Annotated in this window: 8 protein-coding genes; 5 read left to right on the top strand and 3 right to left on the bottom strand. The window is 38.4% G+C overall.

What is annotated here, in order from left to right; genetic code table 11:
• Positions 1-4: 4 nt before the first annotated feature.
• The 3 genes from PLEUR7319_RS0124555 to PLEUR7319_RS0124545 form a co-directional block, all read right to left on the bottom strand.
• Positions 5-241, bottom strand: a complete 237-nt coding sequence (locus PLEUR7319_RS0124555; protein WP_019507880.1) for a hypothetical protein — start codon at positions 239-241, stop codon at positions 5-7.
• Positions 242-254: 13 nt separating this feature from the next.
• On the bottom strand, positions 255-458 hold the full coding sequence (locus PLEUR7319_RS0124550; RefSeq protein ID WP_026102755.1) for a hypothetical protein: 204 nt from the start codon (positions 456-458) through the stop codon (positions 255-257).
• 72 nt (positions 459-530) lie between these two features.
• A complete protein-coding gene (locus tag PLEUR7319_RS0124545) occupies positions 531-1706 on the bottom strand; it encodes a glycerate kinase (RefSeq protein WP_019507878.1) in 1176 nt (391 codons plus the stop codon).
• A gap of 836 nt (positions 1707-2542) precedes the next feature.
• Here PLEUR7319_RS0124545 and PLEUR7319_RS0124540 point away from each other — a divergent pair.
• The 5 genes from PLEUR7319_RS0124540 to PLEUR7319_RS0124520 all read left to right on the top strand — a co-directional run bounded on the left by PLEUR7319_RS0124540 (position 2543) and on the right by PLEUR7319_RS0124520 (position 12106).
• Positions 2543-3466, top strand: coding sequence for a peptidoglycan-binding protein (locus tag PLEUR7319_RS0124540; protein ID WP_019507877.1), 924 nt, complete (start codon positions 2543-2545; stop codon positions 3464-3466).
• Positions 3467-3601: 135 nt separating this feature from the next.
• Positions 3602-5101, top strand: a complete 1500-nt coding sequence (locus tag PLEUR7319_RS0124535) for a lecithin--cholesterol acyltransferase (RefSeq protein WP_202804263.1) — start codon at positions 3602-3604, stop codon at positions 5099-5101.
• A 182-nt stretch (positions 5102-5283) separates the two neighbouring features.
• A complete protein-coding gene (locus PLEUR7319_RS0124530) occupies positions 5284-7431 on the top strand; it encodes a caspase family protein (protein ID WP_019507875.1) in 2148 nt (715 codons plus the stop codon).
• A 300-nt stretch (positions 7432-7731) separates the two neighbouring features.
• Positions 7732-10587 (top strand): NACHT domain-containing protein, encoded by a 2856-nt coding sequence (locus tag PLEUR7319_RS0124525; protein WP_019507873.1) that lies wholly within the window; start codon positions 7732-7734, stop codon positions 10585-10587.
• Positions 10588-10891: 304 nt separating this feature from the next.
• Positions 10892-12106: a sodium:proton antiporter gene (locus PLEUR7319_RS0124520; protein WP_019507872.1), complete on the top strand. Its 1215-nt coding sequence runs from the start codon at positions 10892-10894 to the stop codon at positions 12104-12106.
• The last annotated feature ends 561 nt before the right edge of the window (positions 12107-12667 follow it).

Below are 12667 nucleotides of genomic sequence, written 5' to 3'. Positions count from 1 at the left end.
TAGGCTATTCAACCACATTTTCAACTTCGATTAGCTCTACTAAAGTTTCAATGGCGTTCTTCAAGTCAGCTTTTAAACTATCTGCTAGAGATTGACAGTCATTAGCTAGTGGTTGAGCTTTAATTTCGTTACTGTCAAAAACATCCAGTAAGCTGCTTAGTGTTTGCATCTTTTTAGCGAGTGCTTGTATTCCTTGCCATTTTTTGACAGAAAAGTCACAAAAATCTTCATTGGGGTTCATGTCAATTTTTCAGTTATCTGTGATTATTAATCATCGGCGAATGTTTAATCCCCCCTTCGCTATAACCAAGGTCATACATACTGGCAGCTTGAGCATCTTCTGGAGGGCGTTTTGGTTTATCTGACCAGGCATCAGCTTTTCCCAAATTAAACCAATCTTCATTATTCATCCAAGACATATATGTCTCGTTGGTTTTTGACCATAATGTATTTTTCATTATTCTTCTCCTGAAAATATACTTCTGAAAACTTCAAATTCTGAAAATCGAAACCGAAGAATTAACTTTCATTTACCATCCGCTCAAGGTGCAATGTCTAACTTGTCGACCCACTAGCAGCAATCTTCCTATGCCTTCGGACGCGTTAGTTAATAAAGTTGAAGCTTCGGCGATCGCTTCTTGTAGTTGACAAGGATAGGTCAAAATACTGGCAAAATAGTCAATTCCGTGTTGCCAGTTGACCTCAGCATCCTGACCGATCGTGCCAGCTAAAGCTATGACTGGTAAATTGTAACGTTTGGCTCGTCGGGCAACCTCAGAAGGAATTTTACCCCTAGGAGTTTGGGAATCGAGACATCCTTCGGCAGTAATTACTAAATCTACTTGTGGCAGTAAGCGATCTATTTCTAGGTACTGCATAACGATTTCATAGCGAGGATATAATTTCGCATCTAATAGAGCTAGTAAACCTGTTCCTAAACCACCAGAAGCACCACTACCAGGCAGTTGCCCCACTTGAATACCTAGATCTGCTTTAATAACTGTGGCATAGTGTTCTAGAGCCAGAGCCATTTCTTCAACAGTTTCAGAAGATGCTCCTTTTTGCGGACCAAATACTCTGGCTACCCCTTGAGAGCCACACAGCACATTATGCCAGTTACAAGCCACATCAATTTGTACCCAATCGAGACGCAGATCTCGTTCTGATAAATCAATTTGCTTTAGTTTGATCAGTTCCCCTCCGCCAAAACCCAACTGTTTTCCTTCTGAGTCCAGTAACTTGACACCTAAAGCCTGTGCCATACCAGCACCGCCGTCATTAGTACCAGAATCTCCGCAGCCAACTAAGATGCGCTCAACTCCAGCGTCTAAAGCGGCTCTAATTAATTCTCCAACACCGTAAGTAGTGGTTATTAGAGGATCGCGCAATTCAGTTGGAACATGACGCAAACCCGCTGCTGCTGCCATTTCCACAACCGCGGTTTTATAATAAGTGTTTCCTAGTAAACCATAGTATGTATTGATTTTTTGTCCTACTGGTCCAGTTACTTGAACAGGGTGTAAAGTACCTCCTGTAGCTTCAACCAATGCTTTAGTAAAACCTTCTCCTCCATCTACTAATGGGGCTTTAATTGTTCGAGCATCGGGTAAGACTCTCTTGATGCCTGCTGCAATACAATCAGCAACTTGTTCGGCATCGAGACTTTCTTTAAAACCAGATGGAGCGATTAAAATATTTAAAGTCATTTCACCTCCTGCGGCTTAACCGCTTGGCGAGTTTCAAAATAGGTAGTTTTAATGTATCTGGCTACAAATATCTAAGACCTATTAATCTCCTCTTAATTTTTAGTTAAACTTGTCTGGATGAATGTATTTTGAAAGTAACGTGAGAACATTCTCACAATCTAGTAATTCTTGTCTTTTAAAGCGTTTAGTGGACAGTTTCCCCGACTTTGGTCAGAAATGCTCCAGCCGAGAAGCTATAGCCGTACACAATTATGTTAGGACATTAAAAATGATTAATTAAGCGAACCGTGAGTTAATTAGCCAAGCAAGGAAAGCGATCACCCTAGCCGTGGCGATCGCGTTAAGAGATTAATATGCAAATAAGCAATGATAGATACTTCGTGTCAATTATATTAACCGCGCAAGAAGGTATTTTTCATGCGTAAATTCAACTAATATCCCATTTTTCAAAGTGGAAAGTCTTAAACGAGAAGTATTGGGGCGGGGCGTACGAGCCTTTGAGGTTTCCTCAAATTATGTAAATTGATATTACAAATATTCGCTGTTTTGCGTAAAAATTAAGCTCATTAATGACCAATAATATAGAAGTACTCGAAAAAAAAAATTCAAAGTGTGCGATCGCCCAATAAAGTTAGACATAAAAATAAGCGTAAACTAAATAAAAAAGAGTTATTTTCTGCTTTAAAATCTATGAACCAAAGAAATATTGTCTAAGCAAAATAAGGGCTTTTAGCCGTTAGCTACTTGGTAAGAGTTGATACCAAGATCAAACTTGGCTTAGTTTGATCTTTACACCTCATTTTTTATTACCAGGTTATTTTGTTCGGAGAAGTAGTATGAAAGATATCGAATTAAAACTACCAGACTGGTATGACTATGAATCAGAACTTTGTGGTGAAGTTCATAATCGTGAGGATGAGGCATTTGATGACCAAGCTAAATCATATTCGGGTCTAATTAAAAATACTCCTGGCTGTTCAACTTCTGCTTGTAATGCTTTGTCCCAGCAGTTGATTCATCAGATGAATGTAATGTTTCCTAATATATTGGTTAGTTTTGAAGAGCTGAATGTAAATCTTAATAAGGCTGCCTTTCCCTATCTTCAAGCCCCGGCCAAAACAGCTCTGGCTAAAGCGATTCAGGAGCGGGGTAGAACAATGACAGTTAACTCTGGATATAGAACAATTGCCCAGCAATTACTATTATTTAACTGGGGCAGAAGTTGTGGCTATCCGATTGTTGCCAGACCTGGAAGAAGCAACCATCAAAGCGGGTTAGCTCTTGATATTAACGATCATACTGGTTGGCAACCTTACCTCAAAAAACATAGCTGGAGATGGTTTGGTCCCCGGGACAAGCCTCATTTTGATTATGTTAGCACTGGTGCCCAAGATATTCGCCAAGCAACCATGAAAGCTTTCCAACAATTATGGAATAACAATAATCCCGGTCAAACACTTACCGTAGATGGAGTATGGGGACCCAATACGGAACGTAGTTTGAATGAATCACCTGCTTATGGATTTAAAATTGCTCCCTGGGACGAAAAACCGAGACTGCTTAAGCTCACTACTCCAATGACGGAAGGTTCTGATGTCTTCAAAGTTCAAAAAGCATTACAAGATCATGGATATAGCATTGTACCTGACGGTTATTATGGCAAGGGAACAGCCACGGTTGTTAAACAGTTTCAAGAAAATTCTGGTATTAATGTAGATGGTGTAGTTGGAGCGAATACTCTCGCTAAACTTTTTGCTTAAAATACTTGGTTTATAAAATGCTTGGCTGGAAGAAGACTTGAAATATCAGGGTTAATTAGCTATCAAGTCTTCTATTTATATATTCATTTATTTAGTTTCAGAATCGAATTCTATTTTTGTAACAGGAGATGATTAGTGCCAACTGAAATGAAAGATATGGTGGTAATTCTTCCCGGAATTATGGGTAGCATCTTACAAAAGGATGGTAAAGACCTGTGGAATGTTTCCGGTCAAGCAATCTGGCAAGTAGTAAGAAGTTTGGGCGATCGCTTGGGTGATTTAAAATTAGAAGGAGATGATCCAGAAGGTGGGAACCTTGATGATGGTGTCATACCAACTGGCTTGATTCAAGATACTCATCTAATTCCTGGATTATGGAAAATAGATGGCTATGACAAAACTTCGAAGCTGATTACTGATAACTTCAAGGTAATCAAAGGGGATATCTACCAAGATCCTGAGGACCAAGTAGCTAACTTTTATTATTTCCCCTACGATTGGCGCCGGGATAATCGTGCTAATGCTAATATCCTGAAACGTTTATTAGATAAAAGATTAAAAACATGGCGGGAATCTAGCGGCAATAGTGATGCCAAGGTAATTCTTTTGGCTCATAGCATGGGAGGATTAATCTCTCGCTATTACTTAGAAGTGTTAGGGGGTTGGAAAGATGCCAGAGCATTGTTTACTTTTGGTACTCCTTACCGTGGCTCGGTAAATGCGATCGATGTACTTGCCAATGGATTTAGGAAGCAAGGAATCGATCTCCTGAAGCTTTTGGGCATGAGAGAGATTATTAATTCATTGACTTCCATCTATCAGTTGTTGCCTATCTATCCTGTTTTGCAAGTTGACGGAGCCAGTAAAAGAGTTGCCGAAGTTGCCAACCTACCGAATATTGACCAAGAAAAAGCTAATCAGGCTTTAGCTTTTCATAGGGAAATTGAAGCCGCAGTTAAGACTCATTCAGATTCCTATGCCACAGTTCCCTTTGTCGGTATACAACAACCGACTTTACAATCTGCTGAATTTACTAATGGAAAAATCACAGTTGGCAGAGAGTTACCGTTAATCATGAAAAATAGAAATTTGGCAAGTCTAGCTGATGGCGATGGTACAGTGCCTCAGATTTCTGCTTTTCCAATCGAATTTAGCGATCGCGATGTGTTGGAAATTCCCAGTTTCATAGCGGAAGCTCACGGCTCTCTACAAAATCAGCCAAATATTTTGTTAAATTTACTCAACAAAATGCAAGTGTCCCAAGATACTGGTGAGACATTGGAGGATATCAGAGGTAGACGTGGCAAACAAGGCAGAAGTATTCGAGCTGGAAAAAAAGGTATTAGTCTCTTGCTAGACGATCTTTATCTCCAAAATGAACCAATTTTGATTAAAGCTAAGATTAATGGGGATGAAGATTTTGGGGCGTTGAAAGGTCATCTAGTTTGTGTTTCTGAGCGCCGTCCTGATATCAATCTAGATTTTGTCAATCAAAGTAATGAATGGTCAATTAATTCAGAGATTCTGAATCTTGAACCTGGTCTATATCGCCTGAAGGTAACTACAGAAAAGACAGGAGAAAATTCGCCCAACCCAGTTCACGATCTGTTTGAAGTTGCCGATATTAATAGCTAGATCAAAAGCTTGACTCTTAGCTATAGGCTCTTAACCTTTCAAGTTCAAATAGATCAAAAAGCCATTAGCCATTAGCCATTAGCCATTAGCCATTAGCCATTAGCCATTAGCCATTAGCCATTAGCCATCTAAGAAGTTATTTGCTAATAGTTTATTTTGATAAACAATAATAGATTCACATCATGACAAACATAAATGAATCCAAACTTTATGCTTTGCTAATTGGAATTAACTACTACGAGTCGATCCAGACTTACCCTCAACTATATAAAAATTTGGGGGGATGTGTACGGGATATAGATCTTGTAGATAGCTATCTTCGGGATACCCTGGGAGTTCCTTCCGAACAGATCTGGAAACTTACGGCTCCGGTTGAAGAAAGCAATGAGTTATCGGCATTTAGAGCTGCTCAAGGAAATATACTCCCTACCTATGCCAATATTGTTAATGCTTTTGCAGAAATAACTGCGGTTGCTAATCCTGGAGAGCAAGTATACATTCACTACTCTGGACATGGTGGACGTGCAGTAACTATTTATCCCGAACTAGAGGGGAAACATCGACAAGACGAAGGGATTGTGCCGATGGATATTGGCAATGCCGATGGTCGCTACCTGCGAGATGTAGAGATGGCTACTTTGCTCAAACGTCTCAATGATAAAGGATGTATTGTGACGGTGATTTTTGACAGTTGTCATTCTGGGGGAGCTACCAGAGGTGATTGTGCCATTCGAGGTAATGAAAATAATTTGGTAGACAGTACAGCTAGAAACCAAGATAGTTTGGTTGCCGAACGACAAGAGTTATTGGATAACTGGCGCATTCTAACTCAAGTCGATCCCGATCTCTCTGGTGGCTGGCTACCAAATAAGGATTATATATTCATAGCTGCCTGTCGTCCTACAGAATATGCCTATGAGTATGCAGTGAATGGCGGACAACGCAATGGTGCATTGACTTATTGGATGATGGATACCCTAACTAGCAGTACTTCTGTCTTAACCTATAAATCGCTCTACAGTAGGATTAAGGGCATGATTCAGAGTAAGTTTCCTCAACAATTACCCATGTTGATTGGGGATGGTGATCGCCTGGTATTTGGAGATCGACGAGAATATAAACCCTATACCGTAACAGTAATTAAGGTGGCTCAAGATAGTCAAGAAATTACCCTGGATGCAGGCTTGGTAGCAGGTTTAAGTAGTGGTACTCGCTTTGCGATTTATCCCGTTGATGTGAGCGACTTTTCTGATAAAACCCAACAAATTGCGATCGCCGAACTGACGGACGATATTGAAGCGGATAAGTCATCCGCCAAAATTTTAGATGCCGCAGCAGGAGGAATTGAGGTTAAAGGTAAAATCGAACCTGGTGCTTCAGCAGTAATGGTTGCTGCACCTGTAGATTTGATTCGGAAAGTGCGTTTATTTGCTAACAAACAGGCAGGAGATAAAGAACAAGATTTACCCACAAATTTAGTAGATAAACAAACAGTAGCCTTAGAAAAAGTACGTCAAGCCTTAAAAGGTAATGGTTGGGTAGTGGAAGTCAAGGATGGAGAAGAAGGACACTTTCAGGTGGCTGTTGCCAGAGATAGCACGTATGAAATTTGTATAGGAATGCCCCTCGAAAACTTACGTCCAGCTTTAAGCATAGAAGATCCAGACGCTCCGCAAAAAGTGTGCGATCGCTTAGTTCATTTGGCTAAATACCAATCCGTGCAAGCTTTGGAGAATTCTGCCTCGAAAATAACTGAGTATTTAGAATTTGAGCTTTTAGATCGCAACAAGCAAGCTTTTGCCGATCCGAATAACATTGAACTGAAACAAGGAGAAACAGTATTTTTACGACTGAGAAATACTTTTCCTCAAGCTCTTAATGTTGCTATCTTAGATTTAGAGCCAACTTGGGAAATTTCCCAACTTCCAATTCAAAATATTGAAGCTTCTTTTTTCCAACTGGATCGCGATCAACAAATCCCTGATATTGAACTTGAATTTGAATTACCAGAAAGAGTAGGTTACGAAGAAGCCAAGGAAACTCTGAAGGTTTTTGCCACTAAAGGAGTTGCCAATTTTCAATGGTTGCTTCTTCCTTCTTTGGATAAAGATATGCAGTCAAAAGGCAATCTTAATAGAGAACTCGAACAACAAGCAGAGCAAATGAGAACAAGAGGTGAAACAATAACTATTAATCCTCTCAACGATCTTTTATCTACTATCGGAGCTGATATTGACGAGCCTCCAGTAATAACTAGAAAAGCCAAAACAAAACCAAATCCTAATGCTGATTGGGCAACCCAAGAGATACGACTAACTGTTAAACGTTAGTTTTTAGATTAGTCCTTCTTTAAATTTTAAATATTTTGGGAGGGCTATTTCTTCAGAGATATTATTGAGTCAAAATATCATCATTTTCCAAGTTTATTTTTTGCAAATAATTTTCTGAAATAATAAGGTCGTTTTGACAATAAGTATAATTACCTAATAGAAAAAGTGGGATGCTCCCGTATAAAACCTTTGAAGATAATTTTCCTTATGATGACTCGTGCTATGTTTTATGAATCCGATCCTGAAGCAAAGTGGGCTACTCAAGAAATACAAATTTTAGTCGAGAAGTCAAGTATCTAAATGAAGCAAATTTTGATTTTAACCACAAATCCCAGGCATGATCTTAAGTTAAACCGAGAAACCAAAGACTTGATTAATGTCATCAAACGCTCTATAAACCGGTCGCAATTCGAGACCCAGTTTGGGTTGGCTGTACCTCCAGAAGAGTTACACGATGTATTTCTAGAGCATGAACCCAGAATTGTTCACTTTTGCGGATTGGGAACCGAGGAGCATGATTTGATACTCCAGAATAGTTCTGGCGAGGAACAAGTCGTTAATCCAGATACTTTATCTAATTTATTTGATTCTCTTGAGAAGAAGGTTGAGTGCGTTTTACTAGATGGTTGTTATAACGAAGTTATAGCTAATGCGATCGCTCAACATATCAAATATGTGATCGGTATTAGTCAGGAGATTAGAGATAATGCAGCTCTCGATTTTGCGATCGGATTTTATCGAGCTTTAGGCTGGGGAAAATCAATTGAGGAGTCTTACATGTTCGGTCGCAATGCGATTCAAATTCAGATTGCCAAGGCCAATACTTCACGTACACGTCGTTCTGGAGTCAGCCGTAATTTTGAGGCTTTAGATGCCATTGAGCAAGTTTTCATTCCCAACCATTTAAAACCAGTTCTGAAGCAGAATCAAAATCTTAATCTCTTCCCAGAGGAATTGACCTCGACTGTTGGCAATGACGCTCCAGACTCATCCACACAGTCCAATTTTCCCTCGAAGCTGATCGAAGCACTTAAAAAAGAAAATCGTTATAAGCGATATCGAGCCAAAGTCAGGGGAACTTGGGATAATTTTGGACAAGCTAATGTTATTCGCGAAGCTATAACCGAGGAAGAACGTAGTCAGCGTAAAATTCTATTAAATAAAGTCCGACAATTCTGGATCGAAAATTTTTTTCCGTCTGCTTCATTAGCTAATTCTGCTGTAGACTTCGATTGGAAAACTAGTTCCTATGCAGTACTTTCTAACTTTGATGGGATTGGAGAAATACCGGCAGAACTGGACAAGTCTTTTGAAGAACTACAATCAACAGATATCTTGAATCAAACAGCTCAAGGCAAAATTCTCTTAATTTTGGGAGAATTAGGTTCGGGCAAAACTTTTACTCTATTAGAATTAGCCAAACGTTTGGTCTACCAGACGGAACAAGATTTAACCAAGCCAATTCCTGTAATCTTCAACATATCTTCTTGGGGGCAAAAGGAACAATCGATGGAACAATGGTTAATCGAAAAACTAAAAGAAATATATCAAGTTCCCAAGACCTTGAGTAAATCTTGGATGGAACAGGAGCAATTGATTTTACTGCTGGATGGGTTAGATGAAATAGGGACAGGATTAGATGATGAAAAACAAACCAAAGAACTGCGCAATGCTTGTGTTCGGGATTTGAATAAATTTATCGCAACTTATAATAATACCGAAATCGTCATTTCTAGTCGGTTTAAAGACTATGAAGCCCTGACTGAACGCTTACGACTTAGTAGTGCTATTAGTATTCAGACCCTTTCAAAGCAACAAGTTTCTGATGTTGTTACCACAGCAGGTACTTCACTGACAGGCTTAAAGAAACTCTTGCCAGAGGATCAAGAACTGGAAAAATTTGCCCAACTTCCTCTAAACCTCAATTTAATGACTAGGGCTTATCAAGATTGGTCAGCAAAAGATTTAATTAAGCAGTTGCGTTCAACCAAAAATCGCCAACAACATTTATTTGATACTTATATCAAGCGAATGCTACTCATTAGATCGGGAAGATTATGGCATTCTGATTCGGCAAAATATCCTCAGAACAAAGTAATACAGTGGCTTAGTTGGTTAGCCCAAACAATGGTCCATCAATCACAAACAGTATTTTTAATCGAGAAAATGCAACCTAGCTTGCTTCAAAGTCAAGATGAAAAATTAAGCTATCAAATTAGTAATTTTCTATTGGGATGGCTATGTTTTACTCTGTGTCTTAGCTTAAGTTTCGGCTGGATACCGGGGTTAATTCTCGGAATTTTTGGCGGCGTAATTACCGGATTATCGACAAAAATCACCTTTTTTGAGCAAATGAGTTGGTCATGGCAAAGAGCTCAGTCTAGGATTATGGATGAAGTATCCTTTGGCTTAATTTTTGGGCTATTTTTTGGCTTAATTTTTGGACTTAGCGACGGGCTGAGTTTTGGACTTTTTTTTGGTATTAAAGAGGGATTAATATTTGGATTAATTTGCGGATTAATTTGCGGACTAATATTTGGACTCAGAAGTGGATTGGGTAGTGAAGAAGTCGAACAAAAAACTATTCCTAATCAGGGAATTTGGAATTCTGCCAAGAATGCCATTATTTTTGGGCTGATTGTCGGGCTGATTATCGGACTGATTTTTGGGATGAGTTTTGGCTTGAGGGAAGGTCTCAGTTTTGGGTTGAAAGAAGGTTTCAGTCTTGGAGGTCTTGTTGGGTTGCTCGTCGGTGGAGTTAGTTGCATCCAACACTTTAACCTGCGCTTAATTCTTTACCATCAAGATCGTATGCCTTGGAATTACGCTCGTTTCCTCGATTATGCTGCTGAGCGTCAAATATTGAAAAAGGTTGGTAGTGGCTACATTTTTTATCACCACATGTTGAAGGAACATCTTGCCCACAAAAACCAAGTATCTAGTGAAACCGCTTCCTTAACTTTCAGACAAACTCCACAATCATTCGCTCAGATTAACACAAGAATCCAGGATGATTCTGAAAATATTGAGCAGAATGTAGCTCAACTTTCAAATACAGTCGAAAATCAGAATATTTGTAGCATTTGTAATCATGATAATCCTATAAATGGCAAATTTTGTATTAAGTGTGGCAATAAATTATTTGAGTCAACTTAAATTATGTGTTTAATATAACAATCTAAATCATTCGTGAAATTAACTTCTGTCCTCCGGAGGGACTGTAGCCGTGGGTTCCCCGCGGCATTTATAATTGACATCAAACGTATTATTTTTAAAATCAAATTACAGTTGCAAATTAGGGAATCTAAATGAATAAAATTATGATTTTAGTTTCTAATAAATTCCTCATAATTTAAACTTTAATGCTGAGGTTATTTGATCTCGTCAGAAGTATAACTTTTGAATGATTTGATTTCTTTTAAGATAGCGATAAATTAAGACAGTTTTATTTAATAACTTAATGGATACGTATATTATAAATCTGTTATTAATTGGCCTATTGTTATTGGGAGTAACTTTAGGTTCGGGATGGATTAATCGTCTACCTCTTTCTTATGCCCTAATTTATTTAGTAGTTGGAATTTTAGTTGGTTCTAATGGTTTGGGCTTGATTAGCATTAGACCAGACACCCAATTCTTAGAAAAATTGACTGAATTTGTGGTTATCGTTTCTGTATTTGGTTGCGGACTACAAATTAACCGTCCTCTCAGAGTTGGGGAATGGCAATCTACAATTAGACTGATTGGCTTATTGATGCCCATATCTATTTTTGCTTTAGCAGCGATCTCCCATTATCTTTTAGGTATGGGTTGGGGGGCAGCAGTGCTATTGGGTGCGATTCTTGCCCCTACAGACCCCGTTTTAGCTTCAGCAGTACAGCTTACTCACGTAGAAGATGAAGACGAGTTACGTTTTGCTTTGACTTCTGAAGGTGGTCTTAATGATTCTCTAGCTTTTCCTTTTGTCTATTTTGGTATTTATGCTTTTAAAGATCCGAACTGGGATAACTGGTTTAAGCAGTGGGTCGGCATCGATTTAATTTGGGCGATCGCGTCGGCTATTGTTATGGGTATTGTCGTGGCCAAAACTATAGCCTGGATTGATCGCACTTTACAGAAACGTCGTTCGGCAGACGATTTGATGGAAGATTTTGTAGCATTGAGTATTATTTTGTTAACTTACGCTCTAACAGAACTGGTCAATGGTTATGGTTTTTTAGCAGTATTTATCGCGGGCTTAGTAGTACAGCGTAGTTATCGCCAACAGGATAAAAGATTAGCACAATTAGAATTTGTCGAACAGATTGAGAAGCTCTTAGAAATAACGGCGATAATTATTCTAGGTACAATTTTATTAATTGAGCCGATGCTCAAATATGCGGGACAGTCCTTGTTAGTTGCAGTACTATTATTCCTGGTAATTCGTCCTGTAGGAGTTTGGTTAGCGACATTAGGAATGAATTTAATTAAAAAACGTCGCAGTTTAATGGGATGGTTTGGTATTAAAGGCTTAGGTTCGATCTACTATCTAACTTATGCTTTAGGTAAAGGAATAACAGGAGAAACAGCTGAACAGCTCTCTTGGATTACTTTTACAGTAGTGGTGTTATCAATCGTCGTTCATGGTGTGACTGCCGCTCCTTTAATGATTTGGTACGAAAGAGCCAAAACTTGATTCAATTTACAATAGTGTTTTATTAGCTAAATTGTACTAAATAATTATTTCAGAGATCGGAAATGATATTAATATTATTCTTAACATAAGTAAGTTTTATTTAAGAAAAATAGTTGACTTTCTCTCTCAAGATAGATTAGTTTAAAATTCGAAAATATTTCAATCAAAGTGAATAATTATCATAAGTATTTGTACTAAAAAAACAATATTTTTATTGCAAAAAAATCAGAAAATAAATCTTATAATAGATAGGTTTTGATTTGACAAATTGTTTAAATTAACAATATCAATACTGAAAGATTTTACTCTTCAAATATCATGACTAAATTACCGGGGAAAGCAGTTTCTTTTTGGCTAGAACACCGATTCAGTAATCAAAAACTAAGGCTGGTTTACTGTTGAGCAACTTAAATAACTTGTAAAAAGACTGAAGACAATTCGCGATTGTTGCTTGCGAATTATTGTTCGACACCACAAATTTTGGGAGCGGTTAAAATGAGCAGTAAAATAAGCTTTCCATCAACAGAACCAGAATCTGCCCATGCGACCAGAACCGTGGAA

This window comes from Pleurocapsa sp. PCC 7319 (assembly GCF_000332195.1).
Lineage (GTDB): Bacteria > Cyanobacteriota > Cyanobacteriia > Cyanobacteriales > Xenococcaceae > Waterburya.
The sequence above is the reverse complement of the archived record's forward strand: the minus strand, read 5'-3'. Positions and strand labels throughout refer to the sequence as shown.